This window comes from Streptomyces zaomyceticus (assembly GCF_014656215.1).
Taxonomy (GTDB): Bacteria; Actinomycetota; Actinomycetes; order Streptomycetales; family Streptomycetaceae; genus Streptomyces; species Streptomyces zaomyceticus.
The window spans coordinates 53,904-71,738 of sequence record NZ_BNBZ01000022.1 but is presented as its reverse complement, the minus strand read 5'-3'; the positions used below and the strand labels follow the sequence as shown (position 1 = coordinate 71,738).

Below are 17,835 nucleotides of genomic sequence, written 5' to 3'. Positions count from 1 at the left end.
GCCGGGGAGGGTCCGAACACGAGCCGCGCCCGGCCACGACGGAGAGGCCCGGCGCGGCTGGGGGGTCGGGCTCGACCAGGGGGCCGGGCGCGGCCGGGGCTCCTCTCGTGTCACTCGGTCGCGTCGAGGTCCCCTGCGTAGTGCTCGATGGCCCGGCGGTACGTCCGCACGGACGGGTCCCCGCTGGTGGCGGCGAGCAGCCGGAGCAGCAGCCGGGTCGACTCGTGGTGCTCGCCCGTGTTGTAGAGGGCCATCGCGAGGAAGGCCCGCAGAGCCCCCTCCTCCGGGAACTCCTCGACGGCGCCGGTCAGCAGGGCGACGGCCTCCTCGTAACGGCCGAGGACCCGGTAGGTGCTGCCGAGACCGAGGAGCGCCCCACGCCGGTCCTCGGAGCTGAGCCCGGTGCCCGCGAGGGCGCTTTCGTAGTACGACACGGCCTCCGCCTCCAGGCCGAGGACGTCGTGCGCCCAGGCCGTCTGATAGGCGGTCTCCGCGTCTTCCGGGTGCTCGGCGGCGAGTGCGACGAGCTTCTCGCGGGCCTCCTCGCGCCGGCCCGCTTCGCGCAGTGCCACCGCCTCGGCCAGGCGGCCGCGCTTCTCGCCCTTCCTGTCGGCGTTCTTCTCGGCGTTCTTCTCGGCCTTCTGCTCCTCGTGATGTCCCATGACGGCATCCTCGCAGTTCGCACCGGGACCCTCCGTGGCGGCTGCCAGGTGACGGGCCGCCATACCCGGCGGGCCGGATTGTGGCGTCCTCACCCATGGAGGACGACTCCGGACCGCCCATAGCCTCCCGGCCGAACCTCCGTCAGGAACGAGCCATCCGGGAGACCCCATGCGTTCACCCCGTCCCACACGTCCATTCCGTCTGCCGCGTCCATCGGGCCCCGAACGTTCATCCCGTCCCGCCCTGCTCGGCGGGCCCCGCCGCCTCGCGGCACTCCTGCTCTGCGCCGCCGCGGTCCTGTTCCCCACCGCGCCCCCCGCCGCGGCCGCCGCTCCCCCGCCCGTGCCCGGCACGCTCCAGGGGTACGACATCGGCTCCGTGTTCAGTGCGGGGGTGTCGTCCGGCGGCTACATGGCCACCCAGTTGCACGTGGCCTACTCGGGTACGTTCGAGGGTTCCGCGGCGTTCGCCTCGGGGCCGTACGACTGCGCGCGCGGCCAGCTCGCCACGGCGCTCAACGCCTGTATGGACACGATGCAGAACCTTCAGCTCGCCACCCTGGAGCAGGCCACCCGCGACCGGTCGGCGCAGGGCCGGATCGACCCGGTGGAGAACCTGTCCGGAGACCCGGTGTACGTGTTCAGCGGCTCGGGCGACTCGACGGTGAAGCGCCCGGTGGCGGACGCGCTCGCAGACTACTACGGCCGTTTCGGCGCCCGCGTCCAGTACAACCGCTCCACGGCGGCGGGCCACGCCTGGATCACTCCGCTCGGCCCCAACTCGTGCACGGTGACGCAGACTCCGTTCCTCAACAACTGCGGGATCGACGCCGAGGGGCAGTTGCTCGGACACCTCTTCGGGCCGGTCGCGGCCCCGGGCTCGGGCACCGGCGGCTCGCTCGTCCGCTTCGACCAGAACACCTACGCGCCGGGCGGCTCCGCGGCGGCCCTCTCGATGGGCGCCGAGGGTTTCGCGTACGTCCCGGCGTCCTGCGCCCAGGGTGCGCGCTGCAAGCTGCTCGTGGCCCTGCACGGCTGCAAGCAGGGGTACGCGTACCAGGGCTTCGGCACCCGCTTCGTCGAGGGCGCCTATCTGAACGAGTACGCCGACACCAACGACATGATCGTGCTGTATCCGCAGGCGGCACCCACCACGACCCTGGAGAACCCGAACGGCTGCTGGAACTGGTGGGGCTACCTCGGTGACACGGCCTACGCCCGGCACGGCGGGAAGCAGATCGAGGCGATCATGGGCATGGTGCGCGCCCTGCGCGGCACCGGCACGCCGCCGCCCGCCTCCGGCCGGACCGTCCTCTCCAGCACGGACGCCGAGGACGGGTACGTGAAGGCCGCGGCGGACGGCTCGGGAGCGGCGGTCGGCACCCTGGAGGATCTGTCCGGGCTCGCGCTCGGCCGGGGCACGGACGGCAAGGTGAATCGTTCGGTGGTCTCCTTCGACACCTCGAAGATCCCGGCCGACAAGGAGATCACCCGGGCCTGGCTCACCGTCAGCAGGTCGAGCGGCTCGGGCGACCCCTGGGCCTCCCCCACGGGCAACCGGCTCCAGGCGGACCTGCGCACGGGCTGCTTCGGAGCGTGCTCGGTGGAACCGGCGGACTGGTCGGCGGCGGCCACGGTGGCGGGCGCGGCACGGATCGACGCGTTCTCCTCCGGGAGCGCGGTGTCGACGGACCTCTCCGCGGAGGCGCTCGCGGCCCTGAACCGGGGAGGGGTCACACAGTTCCGGCTCGGGTTCACGACGGCTCCGACGGGGACCGCGTACCTCTTCGTGAACCGGGACGCACCGGTGACGCTGACGGTCGAGTACCGGTAGGCCGGGGCCAGGACGCGATGGCCCGGGGTCCGAGGCCGGGGCGGCTCAGTGCGGCGTCTTCGTCCATTCGAGGGTGACGCGCAGACTCGCGTTGGCGCTGCCCTGGACGACGAGCGCCGTGAGCTTGCCGGCGTCCAGGCCGAGCTGGCAGCCGAACTCGACCGACGCGCGGTCCGGGGCCGCACGGTGGAGGGCGTCCCCGATCTGTCCGGCGAAGGAGGAGAGCGCCTCGGTGACCGCCGAGAGGTCGGGCAGTCGGCCGCCGAGCCCTTCGAGTTCCGAGTCGGGGCCGAGTCGCCGTGCCTCCACGAAGAGGGTCCCGTCCCCGACGTCGACCCGGGTGATGTCCGTCATCGCAGCTCCTTGCGGTTCACAGGGCCGGGCGCAGCGCGGCCGCGGTGGTTCTCCAGCGGGAGGGGGCGGCGCTCGGGTCGAGGGCGCTCCCCCGCCGCCACTCGGGCCAGCTGAGGTTCCAGTCGCCGAAGCCGTTGTCGAAGGGAGTCATGGGCTCGCCGTATCCGTTGATCACGCGGACGAGGTCGCCCTCGCGGACGGTGCCGAAGAGCCAGGCGGCGTCCTCGGTGCTCATTCCGGTGCAGCCGTGGCTGACGTTCTCGCTGCCCTGGGCGTCCAGCGACCAGGGAGCGGCGTGGAGGTACTCGCCGCTCCACGTCACCCGGGTGGCCCAGCGCACCTTCAGGTCGAAGTAGTCGCGGCTGCCGCGGGCGATGCCGATGGAGTCGCCGCGCATACGCACGAGCGGTTCCTTGCCGAGGACGACCTTGGTGCCGCCCCGGGTGCGGTAGCCGGGCTTGCCGGTGGTGACCGGGAAGGTGCGGAGCGGTTCTCCGTCGCGGAAGACGGTCATCCGCAGGGCGGAGACGTCGGTGACGGCTTCGATCCGGGCGCCGGTGGTGAAGGTGAGGGGCCGTGAGGGGCCACCGAGGAGACCTCCGGTGACCGGGACCCTTTCGAGCCCGCTGTGGACCCGGACCGTGGCGTGGGTGGGCCAGTAGCCGCGGGGCCGGTAGTGGAGGGTGTCGGAGTCGACCCAGTACCAGGCGCCTTCGACCCGGGGTTCGGACCGCACGATCAGGGAGCGTTCGACCACCCGCCGGGTCTCCGGGGCGTCCGCCGGCACGGGGTGACTGAGTTCGGCCGTGATCGGCCGGCCGACGCCGTAGGTGCCGCCGTCCTCCGGGCCGAAGGCGACGGTGAGCCTTTTCCCGGCGGGGACCGCGACCGTGCGGAAGTCCAGCCGTGCGACATGACGGTCGGGGCCTGCCGCCCCGACGCGCTCGACGACGAGGCGCGCGGCGTAGCGGGACCCCGCCGGCAGGGGCGCGGAGCTGGTCCACCGGGTGCCGTCGGGGCTCGGTGCTCCGGCGACGCGGCGGCCCCGCTGATCGGTGACGGTGACGTCGGCGAGGACCCCGGGGGTGCGCAGCACGAGTTCCATCGGCCCGGAGACCTGGCTGTCGAGCGTGAAGGGGCGGGCGGTGAGGACGGGCGCGCCGCTGAGTACGACGGTGTGATGAGGGGCGGAGCAGAGGCCGTCGGCGGTGGCGCAGCCGTCCACCGTGACCACGGTGGCGGGTTCCGGAGCCATGCCGGTCCGCGCGTCCGAGTCGGTGGGCGACTGGGCCGCCGTACTGACGAGGACGACTCCGACGGCCAGGGACAACGCTCCCCACCCCCGTACGTATCTGCGTGACGACACGTCGGACACCCTCCCCTTTCCTGACGACGGTGCCGGCGGGCGATGCCGACCGCAGCATCAAATCGGATGAAAGGAGGATCGGATGATCAAGACACCGGGCGTGGCGGCGGAGTGGGGGACGAGACGACTCGAATGGGTCAGCGCGGAGGCTCCGGGAGTTCCTCTCCCGTCTCCAGGAGGGACTTGAGGCTGGAGATGAGCGCGGGCCACCCCTCTGCGATCATCCCCTTCATCAGACCGTCGGGTTCCAGGTCGCCGTGCGTGACCGTGAGCTTGACCGTGTCTCCGGAGGGCTCGATCACAAAGGCCACGCGGGACCTGCGCTCGCGGGCGAGCCGCTCGTACACGTCCTGCCCGAGGTGTACGGCCTCCGCCCAGGCCGGGGTGAACGAATGCCAGGTGTACGAGAGGAGGCGGCCGGGTTCGGCCTCGAGGACGACCTGTTCGGGGTCGACGGTCCTGCGTCCGTTCTCGTCCCAGACCATGGAAGCGCCGGTGGTCCACTCGCTCTCGAAGGTCACGCCCCAGTACCGGCGGGTGGACTCCGGGTCGGTGAGCGCCTTCCAGAGTTCGTCGGGGGTGGTCCGGATATAGGTGGTGTAGACAAACGTGTGGTGGTCCATCGCGCTGCCCCTCGGATCTGCCGTCCCCTCCTTCCAGCCTAGGCAGGCGCCGGACGGACCTGCCAGCGAGAGGGCCCCGTCCGGCCCGGGGATCGCCCGTTGAATAGGTGCGGAGGAAACTATTCAACGTGCTGCTAGCGTGGCCGGATGTCCCTCAAGCACGCCGTCCTCGCAGCTCTCCTGGAGGGCGAGGCCTCCGGATACGACCTGGCCAAGATCTTCGACGTGTCCGTCGCCAACTTCTGGGCGGCCACGCCCCAGCAGCTCTACCGCGAGCTGGACAAGCTCGCCGAGGCCGGCCTGATCACGGCGCGCGTGGTGCAACAGGAACGCCGCCCCAACAAGCGGATGTTCAGCCTCACCGAGCCCGGCATGCGGGACCTGGCCGCCTACACGTCGACGCCGCCGCGGCCCAGCGCCGTCCGTGACGAGCTGATGGTGCAGGTACAGGCCTGCGACGAGGGCGACACGACAGCCGTCCGCGGGTTCGTGGCCCAGCGCATGGAGGCGTCCCGCGCGAAGCTGGCCCGCTACGACCGGCTGCGGGAGTGGATGCTCGCGGGCCGCGACGAGGACACGTACCTCGACGAGGCGGAGCGGGTGGGACCGTACCTCACGCTGATGCGCGGCCGGTTCTTCGAGGAGGAGAACCTGCGCTGGGGCGAGCGCGCCCTCGCCGTGCTCGACCGGCGCGCCGCGGCCCGGAGCGCGGCCCCGGCCCTGAGCGAAGCGGCGGAGGCGGCGGCGCACGGGGGCTGAGAGCGCCCCGAGGGTGAGGGGCGTGCGAGGGGTGACGTCACCTCCTACTCTGCGGTAACGTCACCGGCCGGCCACCGGACGCTCCGGTGACACATCGGGTACGGATCGGGGACGGGCCTCTATGAACGTCGGTGACCTCGTCGAGGACTTCAGCCTTCCGGACGAGACGGGCGCCCCGCGCTCCCTCACCGGTCTCCTTTCCGAGGGGCCGGTCGTCCTCTTCTTCTACCCGGCGGCTCTCACCCCGGGCTGCACCGCCGAGGCCTGTCACTTCCGCGATCTCGCCGCCGAGTTCCGCACCGTCGGCGCACAGCCCGTCGGGATCAGCACGGACGCGGTGGAACGGCAGCAGGAGTTCGCCGAGCGGCACTCGCTCGGCTATCCCCTGCTGTCCGACCCGGACGGCGCCGTACGCGACCTGTTCGGGGTCAAGCGGGGATTCTCGCTCGCTCCGACGAAGCGGGTCACGTTCGTGATCGGCCAGGACCGGCGGATCCGGGAGGTCGTACGCAGTGAGCTGCGCATGAGCGCCCACGCGGACCGCGCGCTCGCGGCCCTGCGCGACTCCTGAGCGGAACCCTCCACACCCCGGCCGGCCCGATGACGGGCCGGCCCGGCGAAGGCGTCGCCCGGCCGCGTGACGCCCCGTTCCTCGCATGCGGCACACTTCACGGCCTCCGTCCGAGCACGGCCGCGGGCGGTCCGCGGCCGGAGCGGTCACGACATGCGGGTGCGCCGAGGCTGGGTGAGACTCGCTCCAACACCTGGCCTCTCCCGGCCGGTGCCGGAACGGAGTGTGCAGGCATGGACGACTACCCCCTCCTCAACGTCTTCTGGACCATGCTGTGGTTCTTCCTCTGGATCATGTGGCTGTTCCTGCTCTTCAAGGTGATCACCGACATCTTCCGGGACCACTCCCTCAACGGTTGGGCCAAGGCGGGCTGGCTGATCTTCTGCATCGTGCTCCCCTATCTCGGGGTGCTCGTCTACGTCATCGCCCGGGGCAAGAGCATGGGCGCGCGTGACGTCAAGCAGGCCAGGGAGAGCGAGGCCGCCTTCCAGGACTACATCCGCAAGGCCGCCGGGACCCCGGAGGGCGGTGGCGGCGGTGCCACCGCCGAGCTGGCGCGGCTGGCGGAGCTGAAGGAGAAGGGCGCGATCACGCCCGAGGAGTTCGAGAAGGCCAAGGCCAAGGTCCTGGCCTGAGGGCTGGGAGAAGTACGCACAGAGGGCGCGCGCGGAGGTGCGGAAGAGGACGCGGGCGGCACCGGCCGCCGGGCTCGCCGGTTCCCTGCTGAGGGAGGTCCTGGCGGAGCCCGGCAGACTTCCGGAGTCGCTCGCGTCCTTCGCGTTGCGCCACCTGGGGCCGCGCGCCGGACCGACCGTCGAGCGCCTCCGGAAGGACCACCCCGACGCGGACGCGGCCGCCCTGCGCACCATGGTCGTGACCCGTGGACGCCGGCTGGTGACGACGGAAGGCGCCTTCGTCGGTGGCCCCTTCCTTCTCTTCATCCCGCTGGCCTTCTGCGGCGCGCTCCTCTCCCAGGTGCACACGGTGCTCGAGATCGCCGCCGTCGAGGGACGGGACACCACGGACCCGCAGCGAGCCGCCGAACTCCTCGTCCTGCAAGGGGTGTACGGAGACACCGAGACCGCCCGGACCGCGCTGGACCTGACCGGCCCCCGGCCGGGAGCCGGAGCCGGCCGGGGGCACCTGGCGGCCTTCCGGGAACTGATCGCGCGGATGGCCCGGCTCCTCGGACTGGTCACGCCGGGCGACGCGGCGAGCCGCTGGGTCCGCCTCGGCCGGTGGTCACTCCTCGGCGCCGTGTTCCTGGTCGGCCTGGTGGCCCCACTGGTCTGGCTGCCCTACATGGCCTTCCAGTACTACCGCGGCACCACGCGGCTGACCGACCGGGCCACCGTCTTCTATGTCGGCTCCCTCGATCTCCGGCCCTCACGCGGCGCCCGGATCGACCCGGCCCTGGCACGGGCGGGGTTGCGCGCGGCCGGTTCCGTCCTGCTGCCGACGGTCGCCCTCTTCCTGGTGATCGTCACGGACATCCGGATCGCGGACGGGCGATGGCCGGTGGTGGGGATCGTGCTCACCGCCAGCTGCCTGGTCTCGGGCGGCTGGTGGCTGTGGCGGCATGTGAGGCGAGACCCCACCCCTTAATACGTATGCGGGATACCGCTTTGATACGGTCATGGCGTGAGGCTGACGAAGTTCACCGACCTGGCACTCCGCGCCGTGATGCGCCTTGCAGTCACCGCTCCGGAGGAATCCGTCACCACCCGCGAGGTGGCGGAGTCGATGGACGTGCCCTACGCCCACATGGCGAAGGTGGTCACCCGGCTCCAGCACCTCGGCGTGGTCGAGGCGCGGCGCGGCCGTGGCGGCGGCCTGGCCCTGACGGAACGGGGGCGACGCTCCTCGGTGGGCTGGCTGGCCCGCACCCTGGAAGGAGAGGAGGAGGTCGTCGCCTGCGAGGGCGATCCCCCGTGCCCGCTGCGCACCGCCTGCCGCCTGCGGGGAGCGCTGCGCGAAGCACAGGAGGCGTTCTACCGCGCGCTGGACCCGCTGACGGTGGCCGAGCTGGTGAAGTCACCGACCGGCCCCCTGCTCCTCTCCCTCACCCCACGCCCCACACCCTGAGCCGTCGACACCCGACCGCACACCCGCCCCCGTACACACCCTCACCCACGCACGTCCTTAAATACGCAGATCATCTACCAGATTGCGAGTTCTCATGCTGTCCGAGCAGTCCCTCCCGGTCGTCCGCGCCACCCTGCCCGCCGTCGGCGGCGCGCTCGACCGGATCACCGAGCGGTTCTACGGTCGGCTCTTCGCCGCCCACCCCGAGCTCCTGCGCGACCTGTTCAACCGGGGCAACCAGGCCGGCGGCGAGCAGCGCAAGGCGCTCGCCGGTTCGATAGCCGCCTTCGCCGTCGCCCTGCTGGAGAAGCCGGACGAGCGCCCCGACGTGATGCTGTCGCGGATCGCCAACAAGCACGCCTCGCTCGGCGTCACCTCGGCGCAGTACAAGACCGTGCACGAGCACCTCTTCGCCGCGATCGTCGAGGTCCTCGGCGAGGCGGTGACACCCGAGGTCGCAAGGGCCTGGGACGAGGTGTACTGGCTGATGGCCAACGCGCTGATCGCCGTGGAGGCCCGGCTCTACCAGGAGGCCGGCGTCCCCGAGGGGCAGGTCTGGCGGTCGATGGAGATCGCGGAGCGGCAGGAGGAGACGGCCGACACCGCCTCGTTCGTCCTGCGCCACGCCGACGGGACCCCCACGGCCACGTTCCGTCCGGGCCAGTACGTGAGCGTCCGGGTCACACTGCCCGACGGCGCCCGGCAGATCCGCCAGTACAGCCTGTCCGCCGCCCCCGGGCACCCGCAGTGGCGGATCACGGTGAAGCGGGTCGACGGCGACCCGGCGGGCGAGGTCTCCTCCTGGCTGCACGCGCACGCGCGCGCGGGCGACGCGGTGGAGGTCTCCGCCCCCTTCGGAGACCTGGTCCTGCCCGAGGGCGACGGCCCCCTGCTGCTCGCCTCCGCCGGAATCGGCAGCACCCCGATGCTGGCGATGCTCGACCACCTCGCCGCCACCGGCTCGACCCGCCCGGTCGTGGTCGTCCACGCCGACCGCGGCCCCGCCTCCCACGCCCACGCCGACGAACTGCGGCGCCTCGTGAGCGCGCTGCCGCAAGGAACGCTGCACCTCTGGTACGAGGAGCCGGGCGACTCCGGAGCCCGGCCGGGCCGCGCGGACGTCACCGCCGTCGACCTGCCGACCGGCGTGACCGCCTATCTGTGCGGGCCGCTGCCGTTTCTCCGCGCGGTCCGGGGCGACCTCATCGGCAGGGGCACCGCCGCGGCCGACATCCACTACGAGGTGTTCGGCCCCGACCTCTGGCTGGGCGCCGACAACTGACCCGACCTCATCGAGGCACCTTCGATCCAAAAGGCCCATAGCGATCCCGCCAGGGATACTGCATAGTGAAGTCCCGTACTGGCCTCGTAATCAGCGGGTCCGCAGCGATTGGACGGAAGCGATGGGATCGTTCGGATCTACAGGCGGCGACCGGGGCCCGGGGAGGCCCGTGCGCGGGATCGCCCTCGACATCGGCAGCTCCAGGACCCGGGCCTGGGCGCCGGGGGCGGGCGTCTTCGCGGACGTGCCCAGTGGTCCGGTACGACGCGGGCGCGTGACCGACGCGGCCTCACAGCTCCGGCTGCTCCGACGTCTCACCGCCTCGGCCCCGGGTGACGGCGGGCACGACACCGTCGTGATGCTGACCCACCCGGTGCTCGCCGCCCCCGAGGAGCGGAAGGCCGCACGGCAACTGGTGGACGCGCTCGGCCCGGCCCGGGTCATCGCCGTGGACAGTGCCCGCGCCGCGGCGGCCTACGCGGCCCCGCCGGGCGGCGGTCCGCTGCTCGTCGTCGACCTCGGCGCGCAGCTGACCGAGGTCACGCTCGTCGTGGACGGCCTCGTCCAGGACGCCCGGCTGGCGGAGGTGGGAGTCGACGACCTCCCGGCGTCCGGCAACGCGCCGGACTCGGTCGCGGGGACGGCCGCCGACATGGTGAGCGACCTGTGGCGGCACGATCGCACCGGAGCCGTGCGCGGGGCACTGCGGCGCGGCGTCCTGGTGACCGGCGGCGGAGCCCTGTGCCTGGAGGTGACCGGTCGCCTCGCCCACCTCCTGCGCGCCCGCATCCGGCTGGCCAACGACCCGTCGACCAGCGTCGTCCGCGGCGCCGGCCTGATGCTCGCCTCGGCCCTCCGCCACCCGACGGGCGCCTTGGGCCGCGGCTGAGGCGGGGCATCGTCGAGCGCGCTGGAGACGGGGGCTGCGTCAAGGCTGACGCAGCCCCCGTGCCGTCCGCGGACTCAACGGTTCCCGGAGGGGTCGGGGAGCCCTGTCAGCAGCCCATCGACCAGATGTGGGAGTCACCACGGTCGTTGGCCGCGCCGTTGTAGCCGACCTCCTGGCCGGGGGCGAGGCAGACGGTCATGCTGCCGCCCTGCCAGGCACTCTCGTAGACCTTGACGTGGTCCTTGATGCCGGGACCGGAGATGCCGTGGTTGGCCCAGGAGGAGTCGGTGTCGGAGATCCAGCTCTCCCACCAACCGTCGTCTCCGCTCCAGTTCGCGCGCTGGCCGCCGAAGTTGGAGTCCTGCCAGACGCAGAACTCTCCGCTCGGGCATTCGGCCGCTCCCGCGGAGGTCGCGAGGGCGAGGCCGGCGGTCGCGGCGAAAAGGGCCGCGGCGGTGGTGACGAGAAATCGCTTCACGAGTGGGTGGGGCCTTTCTGCGGTGGGACGGTCGCGGGCAGTTCGACTGCCCGCCGCAGTGCGCGGTCGCGCAGCTGCCGGTACGTGGCGAGCTCGTCGCGGCGCAGTGCGCGCACGGTGACCAGCTCGGTGGCTTCGAGTCGGGCCCGGACCTCGTCGAGGCCGCTCTCGCGGGAGCAGCGGACGGCGACGGCCGGGTTCGGACGCTCGGCGCGGACGGGACGGCCGGGCCGGTCGGAGTGCGGAGTGCCGCCCGGCGGGGTCGCACACCGGGTCCAGCGGGCGAGCGCGGCACGGTGGGTGGGGTCGGCGCTCACCCGGGCCTGCGCCTCGGCGCGGAGGTTGTCGACGACCACCTGGGCCCGGAACCAGCGGCGCTGGTCGCCGTAGAGCCGATTCCGGGCCCCGGCGAGACACCCGTCCGTGTGGGCGGTGACGGTGGCCCCCGTGGCCAGGGTGACGGAGAGTTCTCGGGGGCCGGCGCCGAAGAGCGCCGCCCGGAGGGTGCGGTCGTCGTCCGGGGCGCGGGGCCTGGACGTCAGCGAGAGGCCCTGGCCCTTCAGACAGTCCACGACGAGCCGGTGCTCGGCGGCCTTGAGGAGCGCGTCCTGGGCCGCCGCACCGGAAGGGAGGCCGGATGCTTCGGACGGTCCGGGTCCGACCGTCGCGCAACCGGACAGCAGGAGCGCGGCGGCCGCGGCAAGGAGGGCGTGGCGCGTGCGCGCGGTGATGCGAAGCATGAGGTCCCCGTTCGATCGTCCCTGGTCGGACGGCCGGCGAGTGATCGACTCGGCGGCTCGGGATGATCACTGCCCGAGGGCGGGGCCCCCATGCCGCGCCTCACTCGAACGGGTCGAACGCGCCGGAGCGCGCGCCCCTCGAGCGCCTCGATCGTGCCGTGCTGGAGGGTGCCCCGGCTCTGCGGGAGGTGCCCAGCGCTGTGCGGCAAGGCGTCCGGGAACGACAAAGCCCCGGTTGGACGGGGGATTCCAACCGGGGCCGATCGCCGTGACACGAAGAGCGGTCACCTCTGGTGGGGGGACCTTGGGGACCGGGCCCCTTCGCAGTCACATAGGTATGAACGGCCATTCCTTCCAGAATGTTCCGAGCATGCCCGCATGGGCGGTGTGAGTCACCTCACCCGGTTTTCACCAGGTCTCGTCAGTCCCTCTCGGGACGGTAGACGGCACCCGGTTCGGCCTTGCCGGGGGCGAGCAGCTCCGGCACCGTCACGAAGGTGAAGCCTCGCCGCTTGAGCTCGTCGATGATCGGGGGGACGGCCGGGACCGTGCCGTCGTAGATGTCGTGGAGCAGGATGATCCCGTCACCGTGCGCCTGGTCGAGCACGCGCTGCTGTATGAGGGCGGAGTCGGTGGTGTCGTAGTCCTTGGCGGTGATGCTCCACAGGATCTGGGCGAGCCCGAGGTCCTTGCTGACGTCGGAGACCGTGCCGTCGGTGCGCCCCTGCGGCGGGCGCATGAGGGTGGGCTTGCGGCCGGTGATCTTCTCGACGGCGTCCTGGGTGCGGGACAGTTCGTCACGCACCTCCGACTCGTCGAGATCGGTGAGGATCCGGTGGGTCCAGGTGTGGTTGGCCACCTCGTGCCCCTCGTCGGCTATTCGCTTCACCACCTGGGGATAGCGGTCGACGTGCTTGCTGCCCAGCAGGAAGAAGGTCGCGGGGACCTGCTTCTCCTTGAGGATGTCGAGGAGCCGGGGGGTGTCCTTGCCCGGTCCCGCGTCGAAGGTCAGCGCGATGCACTTGACCTTGGCACAGTCGACGCGGCGGGCCGTGGCGCCCGCCTTGTCGTCCGTTCCGCCCTCCGCCCGGGCGTCCTGCGGAGTGACGGGATCGACTCCGCAGCCGCCGAGCGTCAGCATCAGCGACGCCGCGGCGAGCAGGGCGGTGGCCGTCCCCCTGCGTCGGCCCAGCCTGGATCGGAACATGATGGAACCCGCTTTCCCCGGTGCTGTGTTCGATTCGGCCGACAAACCACCTGGTCAGAGCGGTGATCACGGCCGACGCAGCACTCTACACACGGTGTATACCGAGGGTGTCGGCGGGGTCCTTCAAGCGCGCGGGCGAACGCCCTGGCGCGCGGGCACATCCGAGGAAGGTGGGAGCGGGCATCCGTCCGGGGCGGGCGGGCGTCCGCCCGAGAGCGGCGGGCATCCGTCCGGGGCGGGGGGTGTCCCGACGCATGGGCAGACGTCAACCCCGGACGGCGCCCGTCCGCTCCGTCCGGGGAGTTCGTGCCTCCGGCTCAGCGGGAGGCGAGCAGCAGTCGGGCCTCGGTCTCCTGGTCACCGGAGACGTACTGCAGGGACTGGATGTCGAAGCCGGCGGCGAGCACCTTCTGGACCTCGTCGACGGCGTGGTAGCCACCGCTGAGAGTGGCACCGACCGGGGAGGTCAGGTGGGTGGGGCGCACTTCCTGACGGCGTCCGCCCGCGGTGTCGAAGATGGCCGTCCAGACGGTGGGGGAAGGCCCCGTGGCCGCCTGTGGTGGGGCCGTCATGTCCTCCACCTGGTAGACACCGTCGAGGACGTCGAAGACGGCCTGGGCGTCCTCCCGGCAGCAGTCGTTGAGCTGCACGGTCACGTCGGTGTCGATGTGCAGGTCGTACACGTCGCTCATCTCCTCGCGGGCCCGTCGCTCCCGGCGCCTGGCGCGCATCGCGCCGACGCTCGTCGTGCCATGTCTCCAGCATCCCTCGCGCGACGATGTCACGCGAGGCCCGCCGGTTCCCCTCGGCCCCTGCCGACGATCTCCTCCACGGTGTCCGCCTCGGAGGCCGGCTTGTCGGGACGGTGGCGCAGGACGCGGGCGAAGCGGAGGGTGACACCGGCCGGGTAGCGCGTGGAGGTCTGGAGACCGTCGTAGGCGATCTCGACGACAAGTTCGGGCCGTACTCTCATGGTGAATCCGTCGTCCTCCACGGCGAGTTCACCGAGCCGCTCGGTCTGCCAGCGCAGCATCCCGTCGGTGAGTCCCTTGAAGGTCTTTCCGAGCATGACGAAGCCGCCGTCGACCGTACGGGCTCCGAGGTGGAGGTTGGAGAGGAGACCGGTCCTGCGTCCGTGGCCGCGCTCGACGGCGAGGACGACGAGGTCGACGGTGTGGACCGGTTTCACCTTCAGCCAGGTGCGCCCTCGCCGCCCCGCCACATAGGGCGCGTCCAGGGCCTTGACCAGGACGCCTTCGTGCCCACGGGCCAGCGTGTCGCTGAAGAACCGCTCCGCTTCCTCGACCTGTGCGGGATCGGCCGGGTCGTTCACGACGAGACGGCGGACCCGCTGGCTCTCGGGGAGCAGTCGTGCGAGCACCTCGTGCCGGTCGTGGCCCGGCCGGTCGATCAGCCCCTCGCCCTCGACCGCGAGAACGTCGAAGAAGACGGGCGTGAGAGGCAGGCCGGCGTGTGCGCCGGCCACGTCGGTGCGGGAGCCGACCCGGGCGGCGATGGACTGGAAGGAGACAGGGCGTCCGGTGTCGGGATCGAGGGCGATCACCTCGCCGTCCAGGATGAACGCGTCGTCCGGAACGGCGCGCGCGGTCGCGACCACTTCGGGGAGCCGGTCGGTGATGTCGTCGAGCGAACGGGTGTGGACACGGACGTCTCCACCGTGCCGATGCACCTGGATGCGGATGCCGTCGAGCTTCTCCTCGACGACGCAGGGCCCGAGGGCGGCGATCGCCTCGGTGACGGAGGCGGAGGTGTGCGCCAGCATCGGCTGCACGGGATTGCCGACCCGAAGGGTGAAGCGGTCGAGCGCGGCGGCACCCTCGGCGAGCACTGCCTGGGCGACCGGCGGCAGCGACCCTTCGAGCATGACGGCACGGCGCAGTCCGACGGCGGGCACCGTGGCGGCCCGGGCGACGCCTTCCAGGGCGACGGCGTCGAGGGCCCCTTGACGCACCTCCCCGGAGAGCAGCCGCAGCAGGAGCCGCTGTTCTTCATCGGTGGCGGCCGCGAACAGGGCGTGGACGAGCCGGGTCCGCTCGGCGCGGGCGCCGGTACCGGAGACCGCGGCGAGTTCCGTCAGCACCTCGTCGACCCGCCGGATCGTGAGGCCGGGTTGTTCGGCGGGTGATACGGCGGGTGGGGCCACCTCTTTGAGGACGCTCCACCCGATTCCGATCCGCCCCTGCGGCAGTCGACCCGAGAGGTAGGCGATGACGAGAGGGCTGTCCTCGGGCTCGGCCTCCGCGAACAGCTCGGCGAGGAGGCCGATCTTGCGCGAGCGCGCGGAGGTCTCGGAGACCTCCCGGGACACCTCCGCTACACGGGCGAGCAGCATGGGCCCATCCTCCCCACACCCCGCCCACCACGCACGCCGACACCGCCGCGGGGCCCCGTCGCAGGCGTCGCCGTCAGGGCCAGGCAGCCGGTCGCTTTCGTCCCCCGGAGCGTCCCCCCACTCGCCCCTCGCCCGCCCCCCGCCCGCGCCGCAGCCGGTCGAGAAGGCTGGTACGGCCCCGGCGGCCCGGTCGACGGCCGTCCGCCACCGGACGCCCCGCCGGCGCCGAAGGCGTCACGGGTACGGAAGGGTGGACGGACACGGGAGGCGTCGCGGGCGCCTGACCGGTGGCGGGCACCCAAGGCGTCACGGGTGCCGCCGGCACTGAAGGTGGCGCCGGGGGCATCGGTGGCGGCGCCTGGACCTCAAGCCGCCTCCTCCCCACGCCCGCTCCGAGCGGAACGACCGACGCCGGCCGTGCGGACCGCTCGAACGGCCCCAGCGGGGCGAGCGGCACGGACGGTACGGGCGCCGTCGTCAGCACAGGCGGTCGGGGCAGCGGCACACGGCCGCCGAAACCGGCCCGCGTTGCGACCGACGGCTCAGCCCTCGACGTGATCGCATGCTTCTCACCGGGATACGGAGCCGGCTCCATGGCGCGCGCCTCGTCCAGGGACATGACCAGGCTCACCCGGTGCCAGAGGATCTCGTCCGGGTCGTCGGCCCGTGTGAGCCGCTCGGCGATGTCACGCGCCGCCGTCTGCACCGGCATCCCTGGCGGCGCCGGCGGATGCAGTCGGTCGAGGTGGGCGCGCTCGTACGGGTCGTCGACCACCTCCGCCACGTGGACCGGGTCGAGCAACGAGGCGATGGCGGCGGTCCGTGCCCATGGGTCGTCCGTGGCTCGGAGGAGCATCCCGAGCCGTCGCGCCCGCCAGTTCCTGGGCCTCAGGTCCTCGTGCGCGGCGAGGCGCTCGCGGAGTTCCAGGGGCAGACGCCCGGTGAGCAGCCCCGGGCAGGTGGGACCGAACTCGGCGACCTCCTCCGCGAGATACGTCCACACCACCGCCCGGTAGCGGTTCAGGGAGAACCGCACCGGGCTGAGGTGGCCCGTCCGGACCAGCTTGGTGAACCGCTCCGGTGTGATCTCGAGGAGTGCTGCGGCCTCGCCGGTGCCGACCGCCCTCACTCGCTCGCGCAAACCGACGGGAAAGTCCGGCGCGGCCTTGAGGCGGTCGAGCTCACACCGCTCGATCCGCCTCCGTCCGCGCTCTCCCGCCGGGACGGTCCTCACCAGGCCGAGCTGGACCGCGAGCCGGAACTCGTCGCGCCCAAGTTCCAGTTCCTGCGCGGCCCGCACCGGTGACACCGTGCGCGCTCCTTGGTCCACCGTCATTCCGTGGCCCTCCCCCGTACGTCCGTGTTCTCTCCGTGTCGCGGATCTCCTCGACCCACCACCAAGAACGTAACGCAGAGTGACGAACCCCGCACGACCTGTGGACAACGCCCTGTGGACAACTCATCACCCCATCGCCCACAGCCCCGTCCGCCGAAACGCCACGGCGTCGAAACGTCAGAGCGTCAGAGCCGATGAGCGTCAGAGCCGATGAGCGTCGGAGCCGATGAGACCCGGAGCCCAGAGCGTCACGGCCTCAGAGCACGCCACCGCCCGGACGGCCCGGCTGCCGCGCCTCCACGCCGAGGTGCTCACCGACACGGTTGACGAGCAGCGTCATCTCGTACGCCACCTGGCCGACATCCGCTTCCGCGGCACTCAGGACGCACAGGCAACTGCCCTCGCCCGCAGCCGTCACGAAGAGCAGCGCCTCGTCGAACTCCACCATCGTCTGCCGTGCACGGCCCGCCCGGAAGTGCCGGCCGGAGCCTCGGGCAAGGCTGTGGAGACCTGACGAGACGGCCGCCAGATGCTCCGCGTCCTCGCGCGCGAGCCCGCTGCTCGCGCCCGTCACCAGTCCGTCGTTCGACAGCACGAGCGCGTGCCGTATGAATCCGACCCGCTGGGTCAGGTCGTCGAGAAGCCAGTCCAGTCCCTTGTCCAACGCCATCAGTGGTCCTCCCCCTGGGTGGTGCGTCCCCGTCGACCCGGCCGCGCCGTGGTCCCCGTGCCGCAATGGTCCGCCGTATCACCCGCAAGCCTTACGCACTGTCGTGAACAGGGCAAGCACTGCACCACGCCCGCGCGTGCCGCAGGATGGGGACATGACGAGGATGACCGACGAACAGTGGCGGGCCTTCGTGTCCGCGGGAACCCGAACCGGCAAGCTGGCGACCGTCCGCGACGACGGCAGTCCGCACGTCGTACCGATCTGGTTCCTCCTCGATGGCGACTCGTTCGTGTTCAACACGGGCAAGGACACGGTGAAGGGGCGCAACCTCGCCCGCGACGGGCGCGTCTCCCTTTGTGTCGACGACGACAGGCCGCCGTTCGCCTTCGTCTCGCTCAGCGGTCAAGCCGAACTGAGCGAGGACCCGGCGGAGTTGCGTCACTGGGCCGGCCGCATCGGTGCCCGCTACATGGGCGCGGACCGGGCGGACGAGTTCGGGGAACGCAACGGCGTCCCGGGCGAACTCCTCGTCCGCGTACGCATCCAGAAGGTGATCGCCAAGGGCGGCGTCGCCGACTAGGGCTTGTCCGGGATCCGGCCGCTGCCGAGTGGGAACGGCTGCGGCT

The 17,835-nt window shown here is 72.1% G+C and carries 20 protein-coding genes; 9 read left to right on the top strand and 11 right to left on the bottom strand.

All coding sequences use genetic code 11. The annotated features are described in order from the left end of the window. Positions 1 to 110 precede the first annotated feature (110 nt). Positions 111 to 662: a tetratricopeptide repeat protein gene (locus tag IE311_RS25605; RefSeq protein ID WP_189834163.1), complete on the bottom strand. Its 552-nt coding sequence runs from the start codon at positions 660 to 662 to the stop codon at positions 111 to 113. 169 nt (positions 663 to 831) lie between these two features. On the opposite strand from IE311_RS25605, the gene IE311_RS25600 reads away from it, so the two are divergent. Beyond that, positions 832 to 2,496, top strand: coding sequence for an extracellular catalytic domain type 2 short-chain-length polyhydroxyalkanoate depolymerase (locus IE311_RS25600; RefSeq protein ID WP_229902154.1), 1,665 nt, complete (start codon positions 832 to 834; stop codon positions 2,494 to 2,496). 45 nt (positions 2,497 to 2,541) lie between these two features. On the opposite strand, the gene IE311_RS25595 is transcribed toward IE311_RS25600, so the two are convergent. From IE311_RS25595 to IE311_RS25585, 3 genes are all read right to left on the bottom strand, one after another. Next, a complete protein-coding gene (locus IE311_RS25595) occupies positions 2,542 to 2,850 on the bottom strand; it encodes a CU044_2847 family protein (protein ID WP_189834161.1) in 309 nt (102 codons plus the stop codon). A gap of 16 nt (positions 2,851 to 2,866) precedes the next feature. After that, positions 2,867 to 4,105, bottom strand: coding sequence for a L,D-transpeptidase (locus IE311_RS25590; RefSeq protein WP_373313968.1), 1,239 nt, complete (start codon positions 4,103 to 4,105; stop codon positions 2,867 to 2,869). 248 nt (positions 4,106 to 4,353) lie between these two features. Then, positions 4,354 to 4,839, bottom strand: a complete 486-nt coding sequence (locus tag IE311_RS25585) for an SRPBCC family protein (protein ID WP_189834159.1) — start codon at positions 4,837 to 4,839, stop codon at positions 4,354 to 4,356. Positions 4,840 to 4,986: 147 nt separating this feature from the next. Between IE311_RS25585 and IE311_RS25580 the strand changes: the two genes are divergently transcribed. From IE311_RS25580 to IE311_RS25550, 7 genes are all read left to right on the top strand, one after another. Beyond that, positions 4,987 to 5,598: a PadR family transcriptional regulator gene (locus IE311_RS25580; protein WP_189834158.1), complete on the top strand. Its 612-nt coding sequence runs from the start codon at positions 4,987 to 4,989 to the stop codon at positions 5,596 to 5,598. 121 nt (positions 5,599 to 5,719) lie between these two features. Continuing rightward, positions 5,720 to 6,169, top strand: a complete 450-nt coding sequence (locus tag IE311_RS25575) for a peroxiredoxin (protein WP_189834157.1) — start codon at positions 5,720 to 5,722, stop codon at positions 6,167 to 6,169. Positions 6,170 to 6,402: 233 nt separating this feature from the next. Continuing rightward, positions 6,403 to 6,804: an SHOCT domain-containing protein gene (locus IE311_RS25570; protein ID WP_189834156.1), complete on the top strand. Its 402-nt coding sequence runs from the start codon at positions 6,403 to 6,405 to the stop codon at positions 6,802 to 6,804. A gap of 37 nt (positions 6,805 to 6,841) precedes the next feature. Then, positions 6,842 to 7,774: a hypothetical protein gene (locus IE311_RS25565; protein ID WP_189834155.1), complete on the top strand. Its 933-nt coding sequence runs from the start codon at positions 6,842 to 6,844 to the stop codon at positions 7,772 to 7,774. Positions 7,775 to 7,810: 36 nt separating this feature from the next. Further along, the gene (locus IE311_RS25560) at positions 7,811 to 8,254 is read left to right on the top strand and encodes an RrF2 family transcriptional regulator (RefSeq protein ID WP_189834154.1); all 444 of its coding nucleotides are present in this window, start codon (positions 7,811 to 7,813) and stop codon (positions 8,252 to 8,254) included. A gap of 94 nt (positions 8,255 to 8,348) precedes the next feature. Next, the gene (locus IE311_RS25555; RefSeq protein WP_189834153.1) at positions 8,349 to 9,536 is read left to right on the top strand and encodes a globin domain-containing protein; all 1,188 of its coding nucleotides are present in this window, start codon (positions 8,349 to 8,351) and stop codon (positions 9,534 to 9,536) included. 121 nt (positions 9,537 to 9,657) lie between these two features. After that, positions 9,658 to 10,425: a rod shape-determining protein gene (locus IE311_RS25550; RefSeq protein WP_189834152.1), complete on the top strand. Its 768-nt coding sequence runs from the start codon at positions 9,658 to 9,660 to the stop codon at positions 10,423 to 10,425. Between the two features lie 106 nt (positions 10,426 to 10,531). Here the strand turns inward: IE311_RS25550 and IE311_RS25545 are convergent, their stop codons facing one another. From IE311_RS25545 to IE311_RS25515, 7 genes are all read right to left on the bottom strand, one after another. After that, a complete protein-coding gene (locus IE311_RS25545) occupies positions 10,532 to 10,903 on the bottom strand; it encodes a peptidase inhibitor family I36 protein (protein WP_189834151.1) in 372 nt (123 codons plus the stop codon). Further along, complete coding sequence (locus IE311_RS25540; protein WP_189834150.1) at positions 10,900 to 11,643, bottom strand: hypothetical protein; 744 nt, start codon at positions 11,641 to 11,643, stop codon at positions 10,900 to 10,902. Before IE311_RS25540 ends, IE311_RS25545 begins: the two co-directional genes overlap by 4 nt. Before the next feature lie 421 nt (positions 11,644 to 12,064). Continuing rightward, complete coding sequence (locus IE311_RS25535) at positions 12,065 to 12,850, bottom strand: polysaccharide deacetylase family protein (RefSeq protein ID WP_189834149.1); 786 nt, start codon at positions 12,848 to 12,850, stop codon at positions 12,065 to 12,067. A 317-nt stretch (positions 12,851 to 13,167) separates the two neighbouring features. Continuing rightward, positions 13,168 to 13,581, bottom strand: a complete 414-nt coding sequence (locus tag IE311_RS25530; protein WP_229902152.1) for a hypothetical protein — start codon at positions 13,579 to 13,581, stop codon at positions 13,168 to 13,170. A 50-nt stretch (positions 13,582 to 13,631) separates the two neighbouring features. Continuing rightward, entirely contained in the window at positions 13,632 to 15,203 is a 1,572-nt protein-coding gene (locus tag IE311_RS25525) for an ATP-dependent DNA ligase (RefSeq protein WP_189834148.1), read from the bottom strand. A 73-nt stretch (positions 15,204 to 15,276) separates the two neighbouring features. Beyond that, entirely contained in the window at positions 15,277 to 16,539 is a 1,263-nt protein-coding gene (locus IE311_RS25520) for a DUF6397 family protein (RefSeq protein WP_189834147.1), read from the bottom strand. 256 nt (positions 16,540 to 16,795) lie between these two features. Further along, a complete protein-coding gene (locus IE311_RS25515; RefSeq protein WP_189834146.1) occupies positions 16,796 to 17,209 on the bottom strand; it encodes a roadblock/LC7 domain-containing protein in 414 nt (137 codons plus the stop codon). 154 nt (positions 17,210 to 17,363) lie between these two features. Between IE311_RS25515 and IE311_RS25510 the strand changes: the two genes are divergently transcribed. Beyond that, positions 17,364 to 17,789: a PPOX class F420-dependent oxidoreductase gene (locus IE311_RS25510; protein WP_189834145.1), complete on the top strand. Its 426-nt coding sequence runs from the start codon at positions 17,364 to 17,366 to the stop codon at positions 17,787 to 17,789. Positions 17,790 to 17,835: the final 46 nt, after the last annotated feature.

Coding starts and splice junctions, on each gene's coding strand:
- IE311_RS25550 (WP_189834152.1), top strand. CDS start 9,658: ATGGGATCGTTCGGATCTACAGGCGGCGACCGGGGCCCGGGGAGGCCC.
- IE311_RS25525 (WP_189834148.1), bottom strand. CDS start 15,203: ATGCTGCTCGCCCGTGTAGCGGAGGTGTCCCGGGAGGTCTCCGAGACC.
- IE311_RS25570 (WP_189834156.1), top strand. CDS start 6,403: ATGGACGACTACCCCCTCCTCAACGTCTTCTGGACCATGCTGTGGTTC.
- IE311_RS25520 (WP_189834147.1), bottom strand. CDS start 16,539: ATGACGGTGGACCAAGGAGCGCGCACGGTGTCACCGGTGCGGGCCGCG.
- IE311_RS25605 (WP_189834163.1), bottom strand. CDS start 662: ATGGGACATCACGAGGAGCAGAAGGCCGAGAAGAACGCCGAGAAGAAC.
- IE311_RS25595 (WP_189834161.1), bottom strand. CDS start 2,850: ATGACGGACATCACCCGGGTCGACGTCGGGGACGGGACCCTCTTCGTG.
- IE311_RS25515 (WP_189834146.1), bottom strand. CDS start 17,209: ATGGCGTTGGACAAGGGACTGGACTGGCTTCTCGACGACCTGACCCAG.
- IE311_RS25580 (WP_189834158.1), top strand. CDS start 4,987: ATGTCCCTCAAGCACGCCGTCCTCGCAGCTCTCCTGGAGGGCGAGGCC.
- IE311_RS25600 (WP_229902154.1), top strand. CDS start 832: ATGCGTTCACCCCGTCCCACACGTCCATTCCGTCTGCCGCGTCCATCG.
- IE311_RS25555 (WP_189834153.1), top strand. CDS start 8,349: ATGCTGTCCGAGCAGTCCCTCCCGGTCGTCCGCGCCACCCTGCCCGCC.
- IE311_RS25535 (WP_189834149.1), bottom strand. CDS start 12,850: ATGTTCCGATCCAGGCTGGGCCGACGCAGGGGGACGGCCACCGCCCTG.
- IE311_RS25540 (WP_189834150.1), bottom strand. CDS start 11,643: ATGCTTCGCATCACCGCGCGCACGCGCCACGCCCTCCTTGCCGCGGCC.
- IE311_RS25585 (WP_189834159.1), bottom strand. CDS start 4,839: ATGGACCACCACACGTTTGTCTACACCACCTATATCCGGACCACCCCC.
- IE311_RS25510 (WP_189834145.1), top strand. CDS start 17,364: ATGACGAGGATGACCGACGAACAGTGGCGGGCCTTCGTGTCCGCGGGA.
- IE311_RS25590 (WP_373313968.1), bottom strand. CDS start 4,105: ATGGCTCCGGAACCCGCCACCGTGGTCACGGTGGACGGCTGCGCCACC.
- IE311_RS25575 (WP_189834157.1), top strand. CDS start 5,720: ATGAACGTCGGTGACCTCGTCGAGGACTTCAGCCTTCCGGACGAGACG.
- IE311_RS25530 (WP_229902152.1), bottom strand. CDS start 13,581: ATGCGCGCCAGGCGCCGGGAGCGACGGGCCCGCGAGGAGATGAGCGAC.